The sequence below is a fragment of the Microbacterium timonense genome (genome assembly GCF_900292075.1).
Classification (GTDB): domain Bacteria; phylum Actinomycetota; class Actinomycetes; order Actinomycetales; family Microbacteriaceae; genus Microbacterium; species Microbacterium timonense.
In genome coordinates this window covers 103,003-125,267 of the sequence record NZ_OLMV01000007.1, presented here as the reverse complement: position 1 = coordinate 125,267, position 22,265 = coordinate 103,003, and the positions used below count along the sequence as shown (strand labels likewise).

Here is a 22,265-nt window from a genome sequence, read left to right as displayed (position 1 = left end):
GCGGGTCAGCCGGCGAGCGCGAGCACCGGTGCGAGGTCCTCGCGCGTGAGCCGCAGCCATGGCCCGGCCGGGTCGACGACCACGCCTGAGATGCCTTCGTCGGCGCGCAGGGCCCGCGCGAGCTGGTCGCCGGTGATCGGCGCAGCGTTGTCGCCTCGGCGCATGACCGCGACCTCGAGAGGGTGGGAGTAGATCTCGAGGTAGCGGGACCCGTCGGGGGTGCGGCCCTCGGCAAGCCCCCGCGCACCGCCTTCGGCGGTGCCCACGGCCACCCACAGGGGAGCATGCGTCAGCGCCTGGGCGACGTCGGCCGTGACCTGCGGCGTCCGCTCGGCCGCGAGCAGCGTCTTGATCGTGAGCTGGGGATCGGCCTGCTCCACGGCGCGCTGCAGCAGCTCCTTCGGCAGTACGGCGCGGGATGGGGCGGAAGCGGGGTCGAGGATGATGCCGTCGTACGAGCTGCCGAACACGTGCCGCAGCACAGTCAGCACCGGCTGGGCCATGGCCGATGTGTCGGCGTCGCCATCGGCTTGGAGGCTCGCCTGCAGGGCGGCGCCGCTGGAGTACACGAGGGCGAAGGTGCGCTCCCCCGCGGTGGCGACCGCGAGCGGCAGACCCTTGCCCTCGGCAAGAAGCGTTTTCGCGTCGCCCTTGACCCGGAGGAAGACGTGCCCCTGCAGCAGCTGCCGGGCCACATCCAGCAGCGCTTGATTGGGTGGCGCGTCGCCGACACGACCGAGCGCGGCGCGCAGCAGGACGTTGTCGCGCAATCCGGGGAGCGTCTCCGTCTGCGCGGGGGCGGTGCGCATCCACTCGCGCACACCGAGGCGGGGCTGCGGACCTGGCGGCACGGCTTCAGGTTCAGCGCGGGGCGAGGATGCCGGGGCCTGCGTGGACGGCGACACCCCCAGCCCTCCGAAGGAGGAGACCGAGATCGAGACGTCGGGCACCGCCTCCGCGCCGGTCGGAGCAGCGTCCGCCTCGCTCTCGCCGGCCGCGGATGACTCGGATCGGGCCGCAGGCGACGCTGCTGCGGCATCCGTCGCCTCCGGCGCTGCGGCGTTCGTAGCCAGAGGCGTCTCACCCGGAGCGGCGCCGCCTGCGGTGATGGGCGGCTCTGTTCTGCCGACCGGCTCCTCCCCCGCGGGCTGGGCAGCCTCGCGGCCGAGGTCGGTGCCGGGCTCTGGCGTGGGCGGGGTCGGCTCGGGCTTCTTCGGTCGGCGCGAGAACAAGGCCATTATGCGAGCCTAACCCTGGCCGCTCAGGCCGCCGTGCGTGCGGTGTCCGCGCGAGCGGGCATCCACACCGAATCGACACGCCCCGCACGCGTCCCCTCGCGCCCGTGCACAAACTCCGCAAGAACGGGCCGTATCCGGGCGCCTGACCGCCGAATCCCGCGCCCAGCCCTCGGATCCGAGGAGTTTGTGCACTGACGCGGTCGGCCCGGCATCCCGGCCGCACCGCCAAGGCGGCCGGCACCGCCCCGGCGCCCGGGAGCCGCCTTACCCCAGCGCGGCGACGCCGGCGGCGATGACCCCGATGCCCACGGCGAGGAGGGATGCCGCCAGCACCACGGCGCCGGCCCACAGCAGGGCGATCGCGCGCCCGGGCCGCTGGGGATCGCGCCCCAGGACGGACAGGAAGAACCCGGCCGGGATCAGGATCGCGCTCGCCAGCACGCCGACGGCCGCCCACTGCCAGACCACCGCAGCGCCGGCGGCCGACGTGAGGAGCAGGCTCACCAGTCCCAGCAGCACGAGCACGCCCGCGTGCGCGTGCCCCGCGCGGAAGAACGTCTTCTGCAGGCCGTTGAACGGCAGGCCGCGCGAGGCGATGCGCAACAGGAACGTTCCGCCCGACATGATGCCGATGACGGTGAGGATCGTCGCGCCCGCGACGATCGTGAGGATCGGGTCCATCGTGACCTCCATTAGATAGTGACGCTCACCAATATTAGATAGCTATAGTATCCAATACAAGCGAGAGGAGGCGGCATGAAGATCTCCGAGCTGTCCGAGAGCAGCGGCGTGCCCGTCGCGACGGTGAAGTTCTACATCCGCGAGGGCATGCTCCCCCGCGGCGAGGCGACATCGGCCACCCGCGCCGAGTACGGGGAGGAGCACCTCGCTCGGCTCCGGCTGATCGCCGCCCTCGCCGATGTGCGCGGGCTGCCGCTCTCGCGGGTCCGCGACATCCTCACCCTCATCGACAAGCCCGAGGACGACCCGGTCGAAACCCTCGGCCGCGCGGTCGGGGCGCTCCCGCCGTATGTCGAGACCGCACACGACGACTTTCCCCGGGCGCGCGCCGCCATCGGCACGCTCGGATTCACCTACGACCCCGGCTTCACGGCGGTGGCTCAGCTCGAAGAGGCGTTGCGGGCGCTGGACGGGGCGGGACTGGATGCCTCCACGGCCGCCCTCCGGCGGTACGGTGACGCCATGCGCGAGGTGGCGGCCGCCGAGATCGCCCCGATGGCCGATATGCCCCTCGACGAAGCGGTCGCGTATGCCATCCTCGGCACCGCCCTATACGAGCCCGTGCTCCTCGCTCTCCGCCGCTTGGCTCACCATCACCTGCTTGTCACGCGCGGCGCCCCGGGGTCGCAAGACTCGTGACCGGCGCGCAGCCGGGCGTCGTGCTCACGCGATGGGCGGGGAGCCGGTTCTCGCAGGCGGCACGCTTATGATGCCCTGGTGACTTCGGCGCAGGACTTCGACGATGCGGCGCCGCCCGCACCGAAGAGGCATCCGGGCCCCACTCCGATGAGCCCGCCGGGCGGCGCGTCGTCGGCGGATTCCCGCCCCGAGCCGGCCACGCCGGCGAGGCTCGATCACGCCGTCTCGGACGGCGAGCTGCTGTTCCAGCTCGAGCACGGCGACGCGTCGGCGTACCGTCAGCTGTTCCGCCGGCACGAACGCGCCGCCTACCGTGTCGCGCTGGTGCTGACCCGCTCCCCGTGGGATGCCGAGGACGTCGTGGCGACGGCGTTCCTCGAGCTGTGGCGCAAGCGCGACGCCGTTCGGCTCGTCGACGGCTCGGTGCGGCCGTGGCTGCTGACCGTCGTGTCGTTCGCGGCGAAGAACCATCTGCGTTCCGCCCTCCGCTACCGCCGCCTGCTCGCGAAGCTGCCGCACACCGACGAGGCGCCGGACCATGCCGATGAGATCGCGCGGACGATGGACGCGCTTCCCATGTCTGCGGAGGTGCGCGCCGCGCTGCGCGAACTCGCCCCTGGTGACGCCAGCGTGCTCCTGTTGTGCGTGGTCGAAGAACTGAGCGTGAAGGATGCCGCGGCCGTGCTCGGCATCCCGGAGTCCACCGTCCGCTCGCGCCTGTCTCGCCTCAAGGCTCGCTTGCGCCGACGCCTGGAGAAGTACTCGCCCGAGGCGGAAGGATCCGAGGCATGACCAGGGAGCGCGGCCGCATGCCGCACAGCGCTGCGGTGGAGGATCTGCTCGTCGAACGGATGCGGCGAGACCTCACCAAGCCGAAGTGGTGGCGGACAGTCTGGGGCCGTGTCACGATCGCGGCCGGCGCCGTCGTCGTCGCCGGCACCGCCGTCGCGGCCGTCGTGCTGCTCGAAGCCCGACCGGTCAGCGACACCGCGATCGTCCAGTGCATGGAGTCGGCCAGCCGCAACCTCGACGGCACGCTGTCGGGCTCGGCGGTCAGCATCGCGGCGCCCGACGGCGTGCTCCCGATCGATGACGCGGTCGGCATCTGCGAGCAGATGTGGGCATCCGGTGCCTTCGAGAACACCGACCCGCTGGATCCGTCTCCGACTCCCGGCACGGTTCCGTCGGAGTTCACCACGTGCGTCACCGACGAGGGCACCGCCGCCGTCGTGCCAGGGCGGATCGAGTGCTCGGCCCTCCAGCTGCACCCTTACGATCCCGAAGCGCCCGTCGCCCCATAGCGTCGCGGATCGCCTCCTGTGCGGGCGCTCGCGCCGCCCCACACCCGCGCCGTCACCGCCCCGCGCCGCGGCGGTAACCGCCCCCGCGCCACACCGCGGCCACGCGTCGATTCTGCGGTATCCGGACATCACAGAGCAGCAGCCTCACCCGAAGGAGATGGCCGATGGCTCTGCGCATGCCGTTCGCGGCGGTCCTCACCGCCCTCATGTTCCTCGTTCCGCCTGCCCCTGCCGTCGCGGACGAACCCCGGCCGGCCGAGGTCTGCACCGCCGGCGCCGCGGCGGTTCCCCTCGGACAGGACCCGCCGACGGACCTGCCCCTGGTCATGTCGTGCTTCGACTCAGAAGCCGAGGCGCTCGCGTTCATCCGCGCCGGCGCTCCGGGCGACTTCGAACAGCTCGCTCCGGAGGCGGCCGCCCGCGATGCCGTGGCGACCGTGATGCTCGGGAAGAGCTGGACGGGCCTCGCGCGTGGCGGCGCGCAGCTCATCCATTGGGGTACGGGATCGGGGTGCTTCGGCGTGACGTACGGGTTCCCCACCCTGGCGTCCGGGTGGAACAACACCATCCGCTCCGCCGAGGGCTTCAGCAATTGCTGGGCGTCGCACTACGACGGCTCCTCGTACTCCGGCGCCGTGCTCACATGCGCGCCGTACTGCTCCTCGCTGGGCGCTCTGGACGCCAAGACCTCGTCGATCGTGTACCGGCCGACCGGCACCTTCGGCTGACGCCGGTTGACCGCCGGCGCCTACCGATCCTCGGGAGGTCAGAGCTTCTCGATCGGCGCGATCTTGATCAGCAGCTTCTTCGGGCCGGCAGCGTCGAACCGGACGTGCGCCACACGCTTGGCGCCTTCGCCGGTGACGGCATCCACGCGCCCTTCACCGAAGTCATCGTGACGGATGCGGTCGCCCGGGGCGAGCTGCATGTCGCCGTTGTCACGGACCTTCGCGGGGATCTTGTTGGCGAAGCGCTCGAGCCCAGCGCCCGGCGACGCCGAGGGTTCGCGGCGCGCAAGCGGCACGAGGTCATCGCCGTATCGCTTGCCCGAACCGCCGAACCCGCGACCTCTCGCGTTGAGCGCCCGGGACTGTGTGCCGCCGCGCGAATTGACGTCGCCGGGCGATTGACGCCAGTGCAGCAGCTCGACGGGGATCTCTTGCAGGAAGCGGCTGGGCATCGCGACCGAGACCTCGCCGAACTGGGCGCGCGTCATCGCGAGCGAAAGGTACAGGCGCTTGCGTGCGCGCGTGATGCCCACGTAGAAGAGGCGTCGCTCCTCCTGCGGCCCGCCCGGCTCCCCCGCCGAGATGCGGTGCGGGATGAGGTCCTCCTCGACGCCCGTGACGAACACGGCGTCGTACTCGAGACCCTTCGCGGTGTGCAGTGTCATCAGCGACACGGAGCCTGAGGCGTCCTCGAGGTCGTCGGCATCCGAGACGAGGGCGACCTCGGTGAGGAAGTCGAGCAGCGTGCCCTCGGGATTGTTGCGTGCGAACTCGCGGGCGACCGCGACCAGCTCGTCGAGGTTCTCGATGCGGGCTTCGTCCTGCGCGTCCTTGCTCGCCCGCAGCGCGTCGTAATAGCCGCTCTTGTTCAGGAGCAGCTGGAGTCCCTCGGCGACGGCGGTCGGTGGCGCCAGTTCACCCGAGGACGGCAGCATGATCTCGGATGCCTCGGCCAGGACTGCGTCCAGCTGCGCGATGGCCGCCTGGATCTTGGGTCCGACGCCCAGCGCCGACGAGTTGGCCAGCGCGTCGCGGAACGTGATCCCCTCGTCCTGCGCGTACCGGGCGATGGTCTCGATCGTGACGTCGCCGATGCCGCGACGTGGCCTGTTGATGATGCGGCGCATCGCCATCTCATCGGCCGGATTGGCGACGGCGACGAGGTAGGCCAGCGCGTCTTTGATCTCGGCGCGCTCATAGAATTTCGTGCCGCCCATGATCTTGTAGGGCAGGGCCGAGCGGATGAAGATCTCTTCCAGCGCACGCGACTGCGAGTTGGTGCGGTAGAAGACGGCCATCTGCGAGTAGTCGACGCCGGCGCGCCGAAGGGTCTCGATCTCGTCGGCGACGAACTGGGCCTCGTCGTGCTGCGAGTAGCCGGTGAAGCCGATGATCTTCTCGCCCTCGCCGACGTCGGTCCATAGGCGCTTGTCTTTGCGGTCGAAGTTGTGGCTGATAACGGCGTTCGCGGCCGAGAGGATGTTCTGCGTGGAGCGGTAGTTCTGTTCGAGGAGCACCACTTTGGCGCCCGGGAAGTCCTTCTCGAATTCACTGATGTTGCGGATGTCGGCGCCGCGGAACGCGTAGATCGACTGGTCGGAGTCGCCGACGACGGTGAGTGACGCGCCCGCCCTGTCGGGGTCGTCGGCGGGGTCGGGCTCGAAGATCATCATGCCGCCCGAGCCGGCCATCGGCGCCGCGTCGGAGCCGATCGGCCGCGTCAGCTCATGGATCAGCGCGTACTGCGCGTGGTTGGTGTCCTGGTATTCGTCGACGAGCACGTGCCGGAACCGCCGCCGATACACATCGGCGACGTGCGGGAAGGCGCGGAAGAGGAAGACCGTCTGCGCGATGAGGTCGTCGAAGTCGAACGCGTTGGCCCGCTGCAGCTCACGCTGATACGCGGCGAACAGCTCCACGAACACCCGCTCGGCGGGGTCGTTCATGTTGGCTTGCCGGGCGTAGGACTCGGCATCCGCCAGCTCGTTCTTCAGCCGCGAGATCTTCGACTGCGTGGCCGCGGGCGTGAGCCCGAAGGCGTCGGCCTCATGCTCCTTCACGAGCCGCTTGATGAGGGCACGCGAGTCGCCGGAGTCGTAGATGGTGAACGACTTCGTGAACCCGAACTGCTCCGCCTCGCGCCGCAGGATGCGCACGCACGCCGAGTGGAACGTCGAGATCCACATGCCGCGCGCCGAGTCGCCCACGAGCGCCTCGACCCGCTCGCGCATCTCGCCGGCGGCCTTGTTGGTGAAGGTGATCGCAAGGATCTGACTCGGCCACGCCTCGCGGCTGCGCAGCAGCGAGGCGATGCGCCGCGTCAGCACGCTGGTCTTGCCCGAACCGGCGCCCGCGACGATGAGCAGCGCCTGCCCCCGGTAGGTCACGGCCTCGCGCTGCTGCGGATTCAGTCCCGCGAGCAGGTCTTCGTCGGGACGGGCGCCGGGGTGCGGTTCGGCCCTGCCATCGAGGATGATGGGGCGAACGGGTGCCGCGCCCGGCGCGGTGGGGATGGCGTCGGTCATGTCCCACCAAGTCTAGGTCGCCCCGCCGACACCCGCCCCCGACCACCGCTAGAGCAGACGCCGCGCCGACGCCCACGCGGTCAGCTCGTACCGCGAGGACAGCTGCAGCTTGCGCAGCACCGCTGACACGTGCGTCTCGACGGTCTTCATCGAGATGAAGAGCTCGGCGGCGACCTCCTTGTAGGCGTAGCCGCGCGCGATGAGCCGCATCACCTCCTGCTCGCGCGCCGACAGGCGGTCGAGCTCATCGCTGGTCGCCGCGGTCTCCCCGACCGCCGCGCCGAACGCGTCCAGCACGAAGCCGGCCAGGCGCGGAGAGAACACGGCGTCGCCGTCCGCCACGGCATGCACGGCACGGCTGACCTCGGCACCCGACGAGCCTTTCGTGATGTACCCGCGCGCGCCGGCGCGGATGACCCGCACGACGTCTTCGGCGGCATCCGAGACGCTCAACGCGAGGAACCGCGTCGCCGGAACCACGGGTCCGGCCGCACGGATCACCGCCTCGCCGCCCGCCGCCTCGGGAGCGGATGCCGCACCCGGCCCGGCAGGCAGGTGCACGTCGAGGAGCACGACGTCGGGCCGGGACTGCTCGATGACCTCCACGGCCGACGCCGTGTCGGCCGCCTCGCCGACCACCCCGATCGAGGCGTCGAGGTCGGCGCGCAGCCCTGACCGGAAGATGGAGTGGTCGTCGACGATGACGACGCGCACCAGTGCATCAGCCACGGCGGCCGGCCTCTTCGTCCGGCGACGCGTCCGCGGCGCGAACGGCTGCTCCGCCCGACTCCGCTGCGGTCGCGGTCGGGGCGGTGTACCGCAGGTGCACCTCGGTGCCGCCGCCGGCCCCGCGCCGTACGGTCGCCGACCCGCCGGCACGGCGCATGCGGCCCAGGATGGATTGGCGGATGCCGAGCCGATCGGTCGGCACGGCGTCGAGGTCGAAGCCGGGGCCGCGGTCGCGCACGAAGACGTCCACCGCGTTCGCGTTGCCCTCGATGTACACCGACACGTCACCTCCGGCGTGGCGGGCGGCGTTCAGCATCGCCTCGCGGGATGCCGCGGCCACCTCACCGCTGGCCTGCTCGGCAGGAAGGCCGGCCGAGACGACGTCGATGCGCACCGGGTAGTCGAGTTCCAGCGCTGCGGCGTAGTCGCGGAGGTCGGTCACCAGGTCGCCGTCGCCCGGCGCGTCGCCGTCGTACAGCCAGGCGCGCAGCTCCCGCTCCTGAGCTCTCGCCAGTCGCGCCACCTCGCTGGATGCCCCCGAGCGGTTCTGGATGAGCGCGAGCGTCTGGAGCACGGAGTCGTGCAGGTGCGCCGCCATCTCGGCACGCTGCTCTTCCCGGATGCGCCGCACGCGCTCGCCCGACAGCTCCCGCCACCGGTCGATGAGGATCGAGGAGTACACGAGCACGATGCCGATGAGCGGGACCAGCGCGTACACGAACCCCGCGACGCCGGTGTGCCGCAGCATCGACAGCTGGGCGACCAGCAGGACGACGAGCACCACCGTGACGACGACGCGCACGACGTTCTCGTGACGCGGCCCCCGGACGGGGTCCCGGCGGTCGACGAGGGTCGCCCAGGCGCCGGCCGATACGGCGAGCCCCGTGGCGATCACCACGCCACCCACCCACCCGGGCATCGAGACGCCGACCACGCCGTTCGCACCGAAGGGGGCGATCGCCGCGACGGTCAGGAGGGAGGCGCCGATCGAGAGCGCCGTGAGCACCCACGCCACCGGGACCCGTCGCGTCGGCAGCTCACCAATGCCCGCAGCTCGAGTCGGCTGCTCGTCCCACGGCACGAACGCCCACAGCCAGGCGTACAGCAGCGCTCCCCCGCCCCACACGAGGGTCAGCACGATGAAGGCCGCACGCACGACCCACAGCGGCCATCCGAGATGCCGCGCGAGACCGGCCGAGACGCCCGACATCGCGCAGTCCCGCGGGCGCCGGAGGGCGGGGCGCTGGCGGGCGCGCGCGACGGACGGGTCCGCGGGGCGCGGGTGCGCGGCATCCGTCGCGGCGGTGGAAGACATGCCGACATCCAATCATCGCGGGAGCACCCGGACCACACCGGGCGACGAGGATCAGGGTCGTCTCAGGGGATCACCCCATAGCGGGCCCGAGCCGGCGGCCACCAGGGTGGAACCATGACCGACACCGCCTCCGCTCCGCCCGCAGATCCCGGCCCGCCGCCGACCGCTCCTCCCGAGCTGCCGACGGGGGCCGAGCGGTTCTTCTCCTGGGTGCAGGGGCTCGGCGTCGTCCGGGCGGACGGGTGGCTCGGCGGGGTGTGCGGCGGCATCGCCGCGCGCCTGCGGATCGACCCGCTCATCGTGCGCGGGATCTTCGTGGTGGTGGCGCTGTTCGGGTTCCCCGCGCTGCTCGTGTACGCGATCGCGTGGGCGCTGCTGCCCGACGCCGAGGGCCGCATCCACCTGCGGGAGCTGTTCCGCGGCCGGTACGACGCCGCCGTGACCGGAATCATCATCCTCGCGGTCGTGGGCTTCGTGCCGGTGGTGCCGTGGCTGCGCAACGTGCTGCTGTGGCCGCTGTGGGGGCTCACCGGGTTCGCCCCCTGGGCGTGGGACGACTCCACCGCGTTCTGGGATCTCACCTCGCCGCTCGGCGGCATCGGCGTGCTTCTCGCCCTCGCGCTCATCGGCACCGCCGTCTACTTCATCGTCCGGTCGGCCCGCGCCGACCGGTCCCCGCGGGCGGATGCGCAGACGGCTTCCGCGCAGCCCGCCGCGGTCGTGTCCGATTCGGGTGTCGACACGACCGCCCCGCTTGCGGCAGATGCCGCGAGCACCGCGGATCCGGCCGGCTGGGCTCCGGCCGGATCCGCGACGGTGAGCACCGAGACGGATGCCGCGGCCGCCGCCTCCTCGCCGGTCGACCCCGGCGCGGGGGCCTCGACGGGCGAGGCTGCCGAGGTCGCCGAGTGGCGAGCTCGGCAAGAGGCCTGGCGGGTCCAGAATGACGCCTGGCGACGCAGCCGGCAGGACGCCGACCGCGCTGCTCGTGAGCAGGCCCGGCGGGAGCGCCACGCCCATGGCGCCGCGTTCGCCCTCGAGGCCGAGGAGCGCCGGCGCCTCTCCCGCGCCACGCGGCCCCGTACCAGCTTCGCGTTCGTGCTCACGGCGCTCGGTGCGGCGATCGTCGCGGGTGCCGTCGCGGTGCTCATCGCGGTGACGGATGCCGTGACCACCCCGTTCGCCGGAGCCATCGGCGTGTTCACCGCAGCCCTGGTGAGTGCGCTGGCGATGATCGTGGCCGGTGTGGCCCGCCGACGCAGCGGATTCCTGACCGCCGTGACGATCGTGCTGCTCGTGATCGGCGGATCGGTGGCTGCGGCATCCGGTCCGGACCGCCTCACCATCGGCAACGCGGTGCTGGGCACGAGCACCGGGGAGCAGCGCATCGTGCAGCCTTTCGGCAGCACGACGATCTCGGTCTCGCCGCTGTCGCACGGGGACGTGGACGCGGGCGAGGTCGACGTGACGAAGGGGTACGGCTACACCTACGTCGAGCTGCACCCCGGCACCGTCCTCGAGCTCGACGCGACCCTCGCCGACGGGTCCGTCACCTACGAGCGGCTGCCCGGCTCGGGGATCGGCGACGTCGAGTCGGGCACCATCCGGACCGGCAGCGACGGGACAGTCAGCTGGAGAATCGCGAACCCGGACGATGAGGCGAACTCCCTCACGACGCAGCATGTCACCCTCGACCAGCGATCCGGCTCGGTCCACGTCACGATCTACGAGAAATGAGCGCCGCCATGAGCACTCCCGACCTTCCGGATGCCGCCCCCGCGGCAGACGCGCCGGCTCCGATCGATGCGGTCACCAGCATCCAGCCTCCTGCGTGGGAGCCCCCGGCGCCGCACTTCGAGCTCGCGGACGCGCAGACATCGGCCGGGCCCGAGAGCGCGTCGGCTCTCGCGCTCACCGGCCCGCGCGTGCGCTGGGCGGGGATCGTCTGGGGCCTCGTGTTCGCGCTGATCGCCGCCGGCGCACTGTGGCTCCTCGTCGATCCCGCACGCCAGGCCGCGCTTTCGACCTGGCTGATCGGTCTCACCCCGGCCTCGGCGCTTGCCGTCGTCGCCCTGGTCGTCGGCGGGTTCGCGCTCATCGCCGGCCTGGTCGGCATCGCCCGACGCGCTCAACGTGGCCTCGAGCGGCGGCGCGCGGCATCCGTTCCCCCTTCCGCCTGACGCCCCCAACAGGTCAACCGCGCCTCCACAGGAGATTGGACCGATCAAACCTCCTGCGGACGCGCGGTTGACCTGTTGACGTGACGCGCAAGCCGTCCCGGCCCCTGAACCCACAGAGGCGCATCAGCCCACAGAAGCGCGTCGCGCCGTGCGCCCGAAGGCACACGGCGCGAACGCGGAGGATGCGGCGCCGGTCGGCGCCACGGGTCACTCGGCGACGAGGCTGCTGCAGCCTTCGTCGCCCGAACCGACGCAGAGCACGAGCGCCTGCGGGTCGACGAGGTCCTCCGGCACCTGGAAGCTCCACGTGAACGTGTAGGACTTCTCCGGGGTCATGGGCACCTCGACCGAGCGCTGCGAGACGGCCTCGGCCGAGAAGGACTCGTCGTCCGTCGAGCGCAGGACGGGAGCCACATCGACGTCCTTCTGGCCCTCGTCGGTCACCCACTGGGCGACGTTGACGGTCACCCACTGGTTGCCCGCGTCGGGGTCGCCGAGCGCGCCCGCGGCGCTCTCGTCGGGAACGGTGCTGCTCCACACCTCGAGCTCGTTGCCGTTGGCGCCGACGCGCTCGCCGGCGGCCGCCGGGTCGGTGACCGACGACTCGACGACCTTCGAGGCGGCCGACGAGGCGGTGGGCTCAGGATCGGCCGTGGACGCGCAGCCCGCGAGGAGCAGGCCTGCGGCGGCGGCGATGGACAGGAGTGCTGTGCTTCGTGAGCGCATGGCGAATACCTCTTCGAATCGTTTCGGGGATGTTTCTACGGTACTCCTCCGACATCGGTGCTCATCACCGGCTCATCCGCGAAGCGCGGCGACACGCGACGCAGCGGTGGTTCAGGAGGATGCCGCGGCCCGCCGCCGGCGCCACGGCACCGCGAGCAGCACGCCGGCGCCGAGCAGGACGGCGCCGCCGCCGGCGGCCGCCCAGGGTGTGGCATCCGGGATCTCGAGGTACGTCGTGATGCCGAGGATGCGCGCGAGACCCCACGGAAGGAGCCCCATCTCGTCGTTCCACAGCGACAGCGCAGCCTCCAGACCGACCGCGCCGATCGCGACAGCCGGTACCAGCAGCCCCGCGCCCACCGCCGCCAGCACGAATCCCGTGGCGCGGCGGGCGCCGACCTGAGCCGAGAGGCCCCATCCGGCAGCGACGAAGACCCAGACGAAGAGCGCGAAGGCGACGGCGATGTACGCCGTGCGCAGCACCGGCTCGGTCCAGAACGCGAACCAGTAGCCGCCGGGTCCGGTGAACGACAGGGCCAACAACGTGAGGATGCAGCGCAGCATGACGACGCCGCCGACTGCCGCGATCACCGGCCACGGCGAGCGCCGCCAGACGAAGAGCCGCAGCACGAGCGCGAACACCGCCCAGGCGCTGATGATGACGGCGAGGTGTGTCCAGGAGAGGAAGGAGGTCTGCACGGCGCGGGTGGCCACGAGCAGGGCGGCCGGCACGACGAGCAGCAGCCAGCGGTCCAGCTCCAGCATGCCGAGTGTCGACTCGCGAGCGCGCCACGGGCGCGTCGAGGCGATCCAGGTGGCGCGTGCGGCCGCAGCGCCGGGGCGGCGCACGAGCCGCGTGCGCGCGGCGAGCATGCCGATGACCACCCACGCGATCGCGAGCACCAGCAGACCTCGGGCGAGCCATGCCATCGTGAGGTCGCGCTCGGCTCGATCGATCCCGAGCTGCGCGGCGGTGAGGTTGAAAGCCGGGTAGTCGAGATCGCCCTCGTAGCGCTCGAGGTGGGCGGCGGCGAGCTTCTGGTACGCCGCGCGGTCGGCATCCCACTGCGCGTAGGCATCGGCCGACAGCGTGTCGTGCCACTGACCCTGATGCAGGATCATGGCGCGGTACGCCCCGAGCAGGCGCAGGGTGTCGAGCTCGTAGTCCAGCGTCCCGAGGAAGGCATCGCGCAGGTCGGGCGAGTGCCAGGTGGCGGCATCCGTCCCCGCGACGAGCGCCCGCATCTGCTCGACGGCGGTCACCGCCTGCTCACCGCCCGTGATCGCGGCCCGCACGCCGGCACCGTCGACATCGGAGCTGTCGCGCACGATGGCGTAGAGCACGTCGAGCACCGCCGAGTCACCGGTGAGGATGTCCCACTCGAAGATCCACATCATGGGCGGCGGTTCGAGGCCGATCGCGAAGACACGTTCGTCGGCGAACTGCTCGATGTACATGCCCTGGGCGATCGCCTCGCGCGAGTGCGTCATGGCCTCGGCGATCGCGTTCACGGTGTCGGGGTCGTCCGAGAACCACTCGCGCGCCCAGGCGGCGGTGATCGCGGCGACATCCGCGTCGGGATCCTGCGCGAGGGCGGCGGCCAGCTGCGTGTTCAGCTCGTACAGCTGCCAGAAGCCGGACTTCAGATACAGCGACATGGGCCCGGCGCGCCACGGGCCGCCGTCCTGCGTCCACACCCACACGCCCTCGATGCGGTCGTTCTCGGCGAGCAGCTGCTGCAGGGCACCCTGGTACTGCGGCCCGAGGTCGTTGGGGAACGCGCCGAAGTTCTCGAACTCGCGCCGGCTCTGGAACTCCACGATCCGTCGTTGCGCGCCCTGCTCGAGCGTGTGGTTCAGCGGCAGCCACGTGTAGAAGTCGCCGAGCGTGTACTTGGTCGAGACGATGAGCGCGGGTGAGTCGATGCCATCGAGCACGGCCTCGTACGAGGCGTCGTTCGTGTGCATGTCGCCGACGGCGCCGACGCCGACGCTCCACGTGCGGAAGATGACCTCGCGATCGGATGCCTCCGCCTGCCCGGCGAACGCCCCGAGCATCGCGCGCACGGCGTCGACGGTCGTCACCTTCAGCGCGGAGTAGTAATCCCAGCCCCCCACGTCGTAGACCGGGCCCGCCTCCCCGATGCGGAGGAGCACGCCGTCGAGGGCAGGCACCGCCTCGTACAGCTCGTCGAGGCCCGCGGTGTAGACGTCCCAGAAGTGAGGGTCCTCGGTGTCGAGCGAGCCGAATCGATCGGTGAGGTACCGCTCCAGGGGCCCGGTGAGCGCGAGCATGTCGGTGCGCAGGAACACCTTGACTCCCAGCTCGTCCGCGCGCTCCCAGAACGGGGCGAACGCGTCGCGCAGCGCCAGGGCCTTGTCGCGATGGTCGTCGCCGTCGGGGTACACCTGGCCGTCGGGCGCCTCGTCGAACGTCACATACTCGACGAACCCGGGGAACGCGACAGCGTTGAAACCGTTGGCCAGCGAGTGCCGCAGGAACCCGTCGAAGTCCTCGTACGCCGCGGCGAGCGCGGCCCGGTCGATGTACGGCGGCTCGGGCTGCACGACCGCGGCGAACGCATCCGACGCGTGCGAGTAGTTGTCGCCGCGCTCCCACTGGGCCGGGTCCGGGATCACGCCTACCGCTCCGAGGTCGGTCATCCGCAGCGGGAGGCGGGATGCCTCGTGATCGCCCAGCAGTTCGGTGAGGGCGCCGCCGGCGCGCACCTGGGCGGCGAGGTCGTACAGGGCCCTGACCGCCCCGGCCTCGGTGCTCGCGCCGATGCGCAACGCCGCGGCATCCCCCGTGAGCGTGTAGGCGTCGTCGGCGCCGGCCCCGTCGGTGAACGCCGCGACAGCGACGGATGCCGTTCCCTCGCGTGCCGGCGCGTCCTCGACGGCGTCGAGCAGTTCATCGAGCGCCGTCTGGACGCGGACCGTGTCGGGGGGATCGAGCGCACTGATCGCGGGCGGGGCGACCGCCTCCCCGACCTCGACGGCGGTCGGTGCGACGGGTATCATCTGCTCGGACGGCTCGGTGCGGATGCCGAGAGCGTCCCCGACGGCGAGCGCGACGCCCGCGCCGGTCGCGACGAGCACGAGGGCGATGACGGCAGCGAGGATGCCTCGCCATCGCGCCGTCGTCATCCTCCGATCCTAGGACCGCCGCCCCGTGCCCCCGCGCCATCGCTCCTCCGCCGGTCGGGGGCACGGAACCGGTCAGTTGCTCCTGCGCATCGCGCGGATGCCGACGGCGAGGCCGAGGAGCGCGAGCACGAGCGCCGCGACCCAGCCCCACAGCACCTCGATCGCGCCGAGGTCGCCGGCGAACAGCGCACGCTCGGCCTGCACCACCCAGTTGATCGGGTTCACGGTGGCGACCGCGCGCATCCAGGCGGGCCCGTCATCCAGCGGCAGCAGCATGCCCGACAGGATCAGCAGCGGGAAGATCAGCGTCTGCTGCACGCCCCAGAACAACCACTCGCGATCCTTCGTCTTGAGCGCCAGCGTGTACGACAGCGCGCCGAGTCCGATGCCGAACACCGCCAGCAGCGCGAGACCGATGACGAGTCCCGGCACGTTGATCGTGAACCCGAACGGCCAGGCGATGAGCACGATGATGAGAGCCTGCACCACGATCGGCGCGATCTCCTTCAGCGCACGGCCCACCAGCAGCGACGAGCGGGCAAGCGGGGCGACCAGCGTGCGCTCGTGCGAGCCGGTCATCATCTCGTACTGCAGGTTCGATCCGGTCGCGCCGGTGCCGAACAGCACGATCATGACCAGCACGCCCGGCACGAACCACTGCAGCGTCTCCCCCACCGGCTGCCCCGACGAGCCGACGAGCAGCGGCGCGAACAGCCCGAGGAACACCAGCGGCTGCACGAGGCTGAAGATCAGTGTGAACGGGTCGCGCACGACCGGCTTCAGCTCGCGCGTCAGCACATTCCACGTGTCGCGCGCCGGGTTCGCGCGCACCACGGTGTCGGGGCGGGTCTGGGTCGGGGTTTGAGTGCTCATCGGCCTGCTCCTGTCTTCTCGGTCTCAGGCTGCTCGGCAGCCTCTGCGTTTCGTCTCGTCGCCGGCGTTCCTCGCTCAACGACGGAATCTTCACCCTCCGACGCTTCTTCGACCGGCTCGCCCTCGCCGGCCTCACGCAGCGTGCGCCCCGTGAGCGCAAGGAAGACGTCGTCGAGCGTCGGCGGAACACCGGTCGCGGTGCGCACGGTCAGGCCGGCTGCGTCGAGCTCCCGCACGGCGGCGGGCAGCAGCGCGTCGCCCTCGGGGACCGTGAGGGTGACTTCGCGCTCCTCGCGGCGCACTTCGCGATCGGTCAGGCGCTGGATCACGGCGACGGCGGACGCGGCATCCTGTTCCGTCGCGAAGCCGAAGGTGAGCAGGTCGCCCGCGAGGTTCGCCTTCAGGCGCGTGGCGGTGTCGTCGGCGATCACGCGACCACGGTCCATGACCATGACGCGCTCGGCGTAGCGGTCGGCCTCTTCCAGGTAATGCGTGGTGAGGAAGACCGTGGTGCCGTACTGGGTGCGCAGGTCGATGATGTGCTGCCACAGGTTGGCGCGGCTCTGCGGGTCTAGCCCTGTCGACGGCTCGTCGAGGAAGATGAGCGGCGGCGCGTGCATGAGCCCGAGCGCGATGTCGAGCCGGCGCTTCTGCCCGCCCGACAGCTGCTGCACCGGCCGGTTCGCGAAGTTCGCGAGATCGAGCGACTGGATCAGCTCGTCGGCGCGGGCACGGGATGCCGCCTTCGACATGCCGTAGAAGGCGCCCTGGCTCAGCAGCTCATCGCGAGCCCGCTGCGAGAAGCTGCCGCTCGTGAGCTGGCCGACGTACCCGATGCGCGCGCGCACGTCGGCGGGCTGTTTCAGGATGTCGTGGCCGACGACACGCGCCGTGCCCGATGTGGGCGGGATCAGGGTGGTGAGCATGCGCAGGCTCGTCGACTTGCCGGCTCCATTGGGTCCCAGGAACGCCACGAGCTCGCCGCGCGCGACCTGGAACGTGAGGTCGGTGACGGCCTCCACGGACTTCTTCTTGACGGTGAAGCGCTTGGTCAATCCCTGCGCTTCGATGATCGGTTCGTTCGCCATGGCCACAAGCTAGGAGCCAATGCGGACACATTCCGTCCGCAACGTGAGGCAATCTTGAACCATGTCCGATACGACCTCGCGAGCGCTCTCTCTGCTCAATCTGCTGCAGACGCACCGGCATTGGCCGGGCTCGGAGCTGGCGGAGCGCCTGGGGGTGACCGAGCGCACCGTGCGGCGCGACGTCGAGCGCCTGCGCGACCTCGGCTATCGCATCGAGTCCACGCCGGGGGCGGCAGGCGGCTACCGGCTGGAGGCCGGCAGCGCCGTGCCCCCGCTGCTGCTGACCGACGAGGAGGCCGTGGCCATGGCGATCGGCCTGCGGCTGGCGGCATCCCAGCGGCTCGTCAGCGGCGCCGAGACGACCATCACCGCTCTCGCGAAGCTCGAGCAGGTGCTGCCCGCTCCGCTGCGGCGCCGGGTCAATGCGCTGGCCGAGACGGTGCAGCCCGCCGGCATCCGGTCGGGGGCCGCGGTATCCAGCGAGGTGCTGGGCGAGCTCGCGCTGGCCACGCGCGATCACGAGCGCGTGCGCTTCTCCTATACGTCGGCCTCGGGAGAGGTCACCCGCCGTCGCGTCGAGCCGCACGCGCTCGCCCCGGCCGACCGCCACTGGTACCTGCTGTGCCGAGACCTCGACCGTGACGACTGGCGCACCTTCCGGGTCGACCGCCTGACCGACGTCGAGCACACGCGCGTGCTCTTCACCCCGCATCCGCTCACGCCTGAAGAGATCGAGGAGTTCATCCTGGTCGCGCGGTCGTGGGTGCGGCAGGCCGTCGAGGCGGATGCCGTGATGGACCTGCCGTTCGACCAGATGCGCGACTACTTCGGGCAGTGGGGCCAGGGCGCCCAAGCCGAGGGGCCCGACCGCACGCGCTGGCCGGTCGGCGGCAGCGACTTCCGCGAGACGATGTACGGCTTCTCGTGGATCCCTGCCGGCGTCGAGTACACCACCGACCTCGCCTCGCCGGCGCGTGAAGAGCTGCGCGAGACGCTGGAGCGGATGCTGCGGGCGCTCGACGCGCCGCCTCCTCCACGTTGACCGGAAAGAAACCACCGACGACGTTTCGTCTCGCTTCGCTCGCTCAACGACCGGAGCGAAGACTCTGGACGACGTTTCGTCTCTCTCAGGCCGGATCGGTGGGGCGCAGTCGCAGGGTGCGCGCCGCCGGCTCCTCCGGAAGGTCGAGCACCAGCTCGCCGGCGGCCGCGTCCCACTGCACCGTCGTGGGCAGACGCGTGGGGAACACCGCGTCCACACTCAGGTCCGTTCCAGCGTGGACGGCGAGCGGCACCCGCACGCGCGTGGGGCCCGACCGGCGCCAGACGGTCAGCAGCTCCCCTTCGGCGTCGCGCAGCCCCAGCGCGACCACGGGATCATGCCAGCCGGGCAGGCCCAGCGGCCAGAACGGGGATGCCCCGCCGATCCGGTGGCGCGTGGCGCGATAGGCCGAGACCGCCTCCTGCACGAGCCGCATCTGCGCGGGCGCCAACCGGTCGATCCGGCCCGCGAGGTGGACGCGACCGAGCATCGGGTTCGCGAGCGAGAAGGCGATCCGCTCGTCCGACCAGGACGGATCGGGGTACGCCCACACCGCTCCCTGCTCGGGCGTGACGGTCGTGGGAGCAGCCGCGGCGATGGCCGCCGTCATCAGCGGGTCCTGGTTGTCACTCGTGGACTGCACGGGGTGCACGCGCAGCGTCGCACCGTCCATCCGCTGCCCGCCGCTTGCACAGCTCTCGATCACGAGACCCGGGTGGCGGTCCATCAACTCGCTCACCCACGCGAGCAGGGCCTGCTGGTGCCCGAGGGCGCCGTCGCCGGGGCTGTCGGCGTTCACGTCGGTGCCCTGGGTGACGTCCATGTTGTAGTCGAACTTCAGGTACCCGAGCCCGAGGTCCTCGATCAGCCGTTCGACGGCCTCGTCGAGGTGCGCCCGCGCGGCGGGATGCCGCAGGTCCAGCTGCAGCCGCCCGGATTCGACGACTCTGCGTCCGTCGCGCTGGAAGAACGCCTCGGCCGGCAGGATGTCGGCGACCGGGCTGCTGACCGAGACGACCTCCGGTTCGAGCCACAGCCCGGGGACCATCCCCTTCTCCCGGATGCGCTGCGTCATCGCCTCCAGACCGTCGGGGAACCGCCGGGACGACGGGCGCCACGAGCCCAGCTCGTTCCACCACGCGGCGCCCTCCGCGTACCACCCGGAGTCGATGCAGTACACCTCGGCGCCGGCCTCTGCGGCGGCGTCGATGTAGGGCGGCAGGTTCTCGTCGGTCGGATCGCCCATCAGCGCGTTCATGAAGTCGTTGACGATGACCGGCAGCCGGTCGTGATCCGGGTGCGGCCGCCGCAGTCGCCGGCGCGCCTCGGTCAGCGCCGCGAAGATCTCGTCGTCGTCTTCGCCGAGCACGAGCATCGCCGAGACGGACCGGAACCGCTGCCCGGGTGAGAGTCTGCGCATCCACGCCGCGCTCTGATCCGTGGGGCCGCCGGCCACCAGGTACAGCGCATCCGCGTGGTCGCCGATCTCCCAGCGCCACGGCCCGTTGTGCTCGACCTGCCACAGCAGGCTGCGGTGCTCGGTGCGGGAGCGGAGCATCCCCATGGGGAGGTGACCGCCGGTGGACCAGCTGCCCCGCTGCGCCACCGCGAAACTGGCACGCGAGGTGGGGATGCCCCAGGTGCGCAGTCCCGTGTCGTCGAGTCCGAGCTCGGCGGGCGTGCGCCGCTGCCACATCATCTCGCGGAACCAGGTGTTGTGCGCGAAGCCGACCTCGTGGTCATGCCACCACTGCGAGCCGGGCGCGGAGATGCCGCCGAGCGCGAGCGATGACACGGCGCGCAGATCGATCGCGTGATCCCCGGCGATGACCTCGGTCTCGGCGCGGACGACCGGCAGATCCGGCCAGGTGCACCAGCGGGCGATGATGAGGGCATCCGAGAGCGGGTCCCGCGCGCTCACCTCCAGGTGTGCCACGCCGCCGTCCACCCACGACCGATGCTCCTCCACGCGCAGGCGCAACCCGACGGCACTGCCCATGAGACGCTCGGACGATGACACGCCCGATCCCTCGCCGTTCAGGTGGATCTCGGCGATCGGCAGCGCCGCTGCCCCCACCGAGGTCATGGCGTCACCGTCGCGGGCGAGCCGGGTCACCTTCGGTGGGCCGTCCGGTCCCAGTTCCACATCCAGCTCGATGGCCCCGGGGCGCCATTGGACGCTGTGCGGTCGCATCGCCTTCCTCTCCTCGTGCGCCGAGCGGCATCGGGGGTGGAACGCACGCGCGCCCCACCCCCGACGGTCCCTCGCTCAGCTCGCGTCGTACGCGGCCTGCCAGATCTCGACGTAGCGGTCCACACCGAGCCCCTGCAGACCCTGCAGGTAGGCGTCCCAGTCCGCGTCGCTGTTCGGATCGCGCACCCCGGTGATGAACTCCGCGGTCGACGTCGCCACGTTGCTCTCGATGTTGGTGGTCAGCGTCGACAGCTCGTTCGCCTCCTCGACGGGAACCCACAGGTTCCAGTACGGGAAGATCGCATCGGACTCCTTGCCCTCGTAGAGCTCGGTCGCCTGGAACAGACGGCGCTCGAAGCCCTCCTGGGTGTAGATGTCCTCAGGCTGCACCTGGGCGTTGCGGAACTCCTCGGTGTCGAACACCTGCGCCATCGGCCCCCAGTTGCCGTTGTAGTCGGCCTCGTTCTCCTCGTCCAGCGGAAGGTCGACGAAGCTCGGCTCCAGCTCGGGGTCCAGCGCGATCTCGCCCTCCTCGGGCGCGCGCCATCCGATGCCCTCCTCGCCGTGCTGGGCCCTGACGTGGCCCTCGGGCGTGAAGATGTAGTCCATCATCTCCATGATCACCTTCTGCTCCACCTCGTCGGCGGCCTTGGTGATGACGAACGTCGCGCCCGGCACACTCGGCAGCTGGTACGTCGTGATGGGTCCTTCGGCGCCGTTGAGCGGGGGTACCGGGTTGTACTGGTTGTCGCGGCCGTCCTCCTGGCCGATGCTCACGCCGATGCCCGGGTGGATCGCCGTGAAGCCGCCCACCACGACCGCCTCGGCCGAGTTGCCGGTGGCCTGCATCGTGTCGCCGCCCTGTGAGAACGCGGCCGGATCGATGAGCCCGGCTGCCCACAGCTTGTTGAGGAACTTCAGACCCTCGCGCCACCCGTCCTGCATGGTCTGCATCTGCACCGTGTCGCCGTCCAGGCCGAGCGAGATGGGCTGGCTGTTGGCCCCGGCCCCGGTGTTGAACGAGTTCGAGATGAACGCGTTCATGATGTAGGGCACGATCGACCACTGGGCGCTGCCGGTGATCGGGATCTCGTCGGCCACGCCGTTCCCGTTCGGGTCCTGCGTCTTGAAGGCCATCATGACGTCGAAGAACTCATCCGGAGTCGTCGGCATCGCCAGGCCCAGGTTGTCGAGCCATTCGGTGTTGATCCAGAACTTGTACGGGTACGAGCAGTGGTAGCAGTCGTTCCACTGCGGGAGGCCCCAGATCTTGCCGTCCGGCGCGGTGGCCAACGTCTTGAACCCCGGCTCGGCATCCAGCGCATCGGCGATGTTGGGCGCGTACTCGTCGATGAGGTCGTTGAGCGGCAGGATCAGCCCCTGCTCGCCGTACCGCTGCAGTTCTGCCTGTGTGAACTGCGACGCCCACGGCACGAGCATGTAGGCCTCGGGGAGTTCACCGCCGGCCAGCGAGATCTGGCGGGCTTCGGTGGCCGCCGCGGAGTCATAGCCCGTCGTCTGGAAATCGATGTCGACGTCGAACTTGTCTTCCAGCAGCTTGGTGAACGAGTTGGTGTTGAGGTCCATCTGGCCGCCCTGCTCGCCGAAGATGGTGATGACCTTCTGGTCGTCGGCGGCGCTGGCGGTGCAGCCGACGAGCGCGAGACCCATCGTCGCGATGACCGCGGTGGCGGTCATCGCGCGACGACGATTCCGGATGCGGTCGGACAACCGTTGTCTGAACACGATCTTGCCTTTCTGTAGGACGGATTTCTCCGGCATTTCCGGGTGCGGCC

At 71.0% G+C, this 22,265-nt stretch carries 18 protein-coding genes; 7 read left to right on the top strand and 11 right to left on the bottom strand.

Annotation, left to right across the window (positions count from 1 at the left end; translation table 11 throughout):
- Positions 1-5: 5 nt before the first annotated feature.
- On the bottom strand, positions 6-1,238 hold the full coding sequence (locus tag C9992_RS16460) for an SseB family protein (protein WP_106816719.1): 1,233 nt from the start codon (positions 1,236-1,238) through the stop codon (positions 6-8).
- 264 nt (positions 1,239-1,502) lie between these two features.
- Positions 1,503-1,919 (bottom strand): hypothetical protein, encoded by a 417-nt coding sequence (locus C9992_RS16455; RefSeq protein ID WP_106816763.1) that lies wholly within the window; start codon positions 1,917-1,919, stop codon positions 1,503-1,505.
- Between the two features lie 75 nt (positions 1,920-1,994).
- Between C9992_RS16455 and C9992_RS16450 the strand changes: the two genes are divergently transcribed.
- The 4 genes from C9992_RS16450 to C9992_RS16435 all read left to right on the top strand — a co-directional run bounded on the left by C9992_RS16450 (position 1,995) and on the right by C9992_RS16435 (position 4,647).
- Positions 1,995-2,618, top strand: a complete 624-nt coding sequence (locus tag C9992_RS16450) for a MerR family transcriptional regulator (RefSeq protein ID WP_106816718.1) — start codon at positions 1,995-1,997, stop codon at positions 2,616-2,618.
- 78 nt (positions 2,619-2,696) lie between these two features.
- Positions 2,697-3,410, top strand: a complete 714-nt coding sequence (locus tag C9992_RS16445) for an RNA polymerase sigma factor (RefSeq protein WP_106816717.1) — start codon at positions 2,697-2,699, stop codon at positions 3,408-3,410.
- Positions 3,407-3,919: a hypothetical protein gene (locus C9992_RS16440; RefSeq protein ID WP_106816716.1), complete on the top strand. Its 513-nt coding sequence runs from the start codon at positions 3,407-3,409 to the stop codon at positions 3,917-3,919. Before C9992_RS16445 ends, C9992_RS16440 begins: the two co-directional genes overlap by 4 nt.
- A gap of 164 nt (positions 3,920-4,083) precedes the next feature.
- Complete coding sequence (locus C9992_RS16435) at positions 4,084-4,647, top strand: hypothetical protein (protein ID WP_106816715.1); 564 nt, start codon at positions 4,084-4,086, stop codon at positions 4,645-4,647.
- A 38-nt stretch (positions 4,648-4,685) separates the two neighbouring features.
- On the opposite strand, the gene C9992_RS16430 is transcribed toward C9992_RS16435, so the two are convergent.
- The 3 genes from C9992_RS16430 to C9992_RS16420 are packed head-to-tail and all read right to left on the bottom strand — an operon-like array spanning position 4,686 to position 9,216.
- The gene (locus C9992_RS16430) at positions 4,686-7,172 is read right to left on the bottom strand and encodes an ATP-dependent helicase (protein WP_106816714.1); all 2,487 of its coding nucleotides are present in this window, start codon (positions 7,170-7,172) and stop codon (positions 4,686-4,688) included.
- A gap of 48 nt (positions 7,173-7,220) precedes the next feature.
- Complete coding sequence (locus tag C9992_RS16425; RefSeq protein ID WP_106816713.1) at positions 7,221-7,901, bottom strand: LuxR C-terminal-related transcriptional regulator; 681 nt, start codon at positions 7,899-7,901, stop codon at positions 7,221-7,223.
- The gene (locus C9992_RS16420; protein ID WP_106816712.1) at positions 7,894-9,216 is read right to left on the bottom strand and encodes an ATP-binding protein; all 1,323 of its coding nucleotides are present in this window, start codon (positions 9,214-9,216) and stop codon (positions 7,894-7,896) included. The genes C9992_RS16425 and C9992_RS16420 overlap by 8 nt, the downstream gene beginning before the upstream one ends.
- A gap of 114 nt (positions 9,217-9,330) precedes the next feature.
- Here C9992_RS16420 and C9992_RS16415 point away from each other — a divergent pair, with 114 nt between their 5' ends.
- Together C9992_RS16415 and C9992_RS18455 are read left to right on the top strand one after the other, a co-directional pair.
- Positions 9,331-10,953: a PspC domain-containing protein gene (locus C9992_RS16415; RefSeq protein WP_106816711.1), complete on the top strand. Its 1,623-nt coding sequence runs from the start codon at positions 9,331-9,333 to the stop codon at positions 10,951-10,953.
- Positions 10,954-10,961: 8 nt separating this feature from the next.
- Positions 10,962-11,396, top strand: coding sequence for a hypothetical protein (locus tag C9992_RS18455; protein ID WP_235008297.1), 435 nt, complete (start codon positions 10,962-10,964; stop codon positions 11,394-11,396).
- Positions 11,397-11,603: 207 nt separating this feature from the next.
- Here C9992_RS18455 and C9992_RS16405 read toward each other — a convergent pair whose 3' ends face one another.
- The 4 genes from C9992_RS16405 to C9992_RS16390 all read right to left on the bottom strand — a co-directional run bounded on the left by C9992_RS16405 (position 11,604) and on the right by C9992_RS16390 (position 17,233).
- Complete coding sequence (locus C9992_RS16405) at positions 11,604-12,122, bottom strand: hypothetical protein (RefSeq protein WP_106816710.1); 519 nt, start codon at positions 12,120-12,122, stop codon at positions 11,604-11,606.
- 111 nt (positions 12,123-12,233) lie between these two features.
- A complete protein-coding gene (locus C9992_RS16400) occupies positions 12,234-15,272 on the bottom strand; it encodes a hypothetical protein (protein WP_106816709.1) in 3,039 nt (1,012 codons plus the stop codon).
- A 72-nt stretch (positions 15,273-15,344) separates the two neighbouring features.
- Positions 15,345-16,145 carry an ABC transporter permease gene (locus C9992_RS16395; protein ID WP_106816708.1) on the bottom strand — a complete coding sequence of 267 codons (801 nt, stop codon included), beginning with the start codon at positions 16,143-16,145 and terminating at the stop codon, positions 15,345-15,347.
- Positions 16,142-17,233: an ATP-binding cassette domain-containing protein gene (locus tag C9992_RS16390; protein ID WP_200826368.1), complete on the bottom strand. Its 1,092-nt coding sequence runs from the start codon at positions 17,231-17,233 to the stop codon at positions 16,142-16,144. Before C9992_RS16390 ends, C9992_RS16395 begins: the two co-directional genes overlap by 4 nt.
- 61 nt (positions 17,234-17,294) lie before the next feature.
- On the opposite strand from C9992_RS16390, the gene C9992_RS16385 reads away from it, so the two are divergent.
- Positions 17,295-18,275, top strand: coding sequence for a helix-turn-helix transcriptional regulator (locus tag C9992_RS16385; protein ID WP_106816707.1), 981 nt, complete (start codon positions 17,295-17,297; stop codon positions 18,273-18,275).
- Between the two features lie 85 nt (positions 18,276-18,360).
- Here the strand turns inward: C9992_RS16385 and C9992_RS16380 are convergent, their stop codons facing one another.
- Both C9992_RS16380 and C9992_RS16375 read right to left on the bottom strand, forming a co-directional pair.
- Positions 18,361-20,469, bottom strand: a complete 2,109-nt coding sequence (locus tag C9992_RS16380; RefSeq protein ID WP_106816706.1) for a glycoside hydrolase family 36 protein — start codon at positions 20,467-20,469, stop codon at positions 18,361-18,363.
- A 75-nt stretch (positions 20,470-20,544) separates the two neighbouring features.
- Positions 20,545-22,167, bottom strand: coding sequence for a type 2 periplasmic-binding domain-containing protein (locus C9992_RS16375; protein ID WP_160150914.1), 1,623 nt, complete (start codon positions 22,165-22,167; stop codon positions 20,545-20,547).
- Positions 22,168-22,265 lie beyond the last annotated feature (98 nt).

What these genes read in the sequence shown, in the direction of transcription:
- C9992_RS16460 (WP_106816719.1), bottom strand. Translation starts at nt 1,238, where the DNA reads ATGGCCTTGTTCTCGCGCCGACCGAAGAAGCCCGAGCCGACCCCGCCC.
- C9992_RS16455 (WP_106816763.1), bottom strand. Translation starts at nt 1,919, where the DNA reads ATGGACCCGATCCTCACGATCGTCGCGGGCGCGACGATCCTCACCGTC.
- C9992_RS16450 (WP_106816718.1), top strand. Translation starts at nt 1,995, where the DNA reads ATGAAGATCTCCGAGCTGTCCGAGAGCAGCGGCGTGCCCGTCGCGACG.
- C9992_RS16440 (WP_106816716.1), top strand. Translation starts at nt 3,407, where the DNA reads ATGACCAGGGAGCGCGGCCGCATGCCGCACAGCGCTGCGGTGGAGGAT.
- C9992_RS16435 (WP_106816715.1), top strand. Translation starts at nt 4,084, where the DNA reads ATGGCTCTGCGCATGCCGTTCGCGGCGGTCCTCACCGCCCTCATGTTC.
- C9992_RS16430 (WP_106816714.1), bottom strand. Translation starts at nt 7,172, where the DNA reads ATGACCGACGCCATCCCCACCGCGCCGGGCGCGGCACCCGTTCGCCCC.
- C9992_RS16420 (WP_106816712.1), bottom strand. Translation starts at nt 9,216, where the DNA reads ATGTCTTCCACCGCCGCGACGGATGCCGCGCACCCGCGCCCCGCGGAC.
- C9992_RS16415 (WP_106816711.1), top strand. Translation starts at nt 9,331, where the DNA reads ATGACCGACACCGCCTCCGCTCCGCCCGCAGATCCCGGCCCGCCGCCG.
- C9992_RS18455 (WP_235008297.1), top strand. Translation starts at nt 10,962, where the DNA reads ATGAGCACTCCCGACCTTCCGGATGCCGCCCCCGCGGCAGACGCGCCG.
- C9992_RS16405 (WP_106816710.1), bottom strand. Translation starts at nt 12,122, where the DNA reads ATGCGCTCACGAAGCACAGCACTCCTGTCCATCGCCGCCGCCGCAGGC.
- C9992_RS16400 (WP_106816709.1), bottom strand. Translation starts at nt 15,272, where the DNA reads ATGACGACGGCGCGATGGCGAGGCATCCTCGCTGCCGTCATCGCCCTC.
- C9992_RS16395 (WP_106816708.1), bottom strand. Translation starts at nt 16,145, where the DNA reads ATGAGCACTCAAACCCCGACCCAGACCCGCCCCGACACCGTGGTGCGC.
- C9992_RS16390 (WP_200826368.1), bottom strand. Translation starts at nt 17,233, where the DNA reads ATGGCGAACGAACCGATCATCGAAGCGCAGGGATTGACCAAGCGCTTC.
- C9992_RS16385 (WP_106816707.1), top strand. Translation starts at nt 17,295, where the DNA reads ATGTCCGATACGACCTCGCGAGCGCTCTCTCTGCTCAATCTGCTGCAG.
- C9992_RS16380 (WP_106816706.1), bottom strand. Translation starts at nt 20,469, where the DNA reads ATGCGACCGCACAGCGTCCAATGGCGCCCCGGGGCCATCGAGCTGGAT.
- C9992_RS16375 (WP_160150914.1), bottom strand. Translation starts at nt 22,167, where the DNA reads ATGACCGCCACCGCGGTCATCGCGACGATGGGTCTCGCGCTCGTCGGC.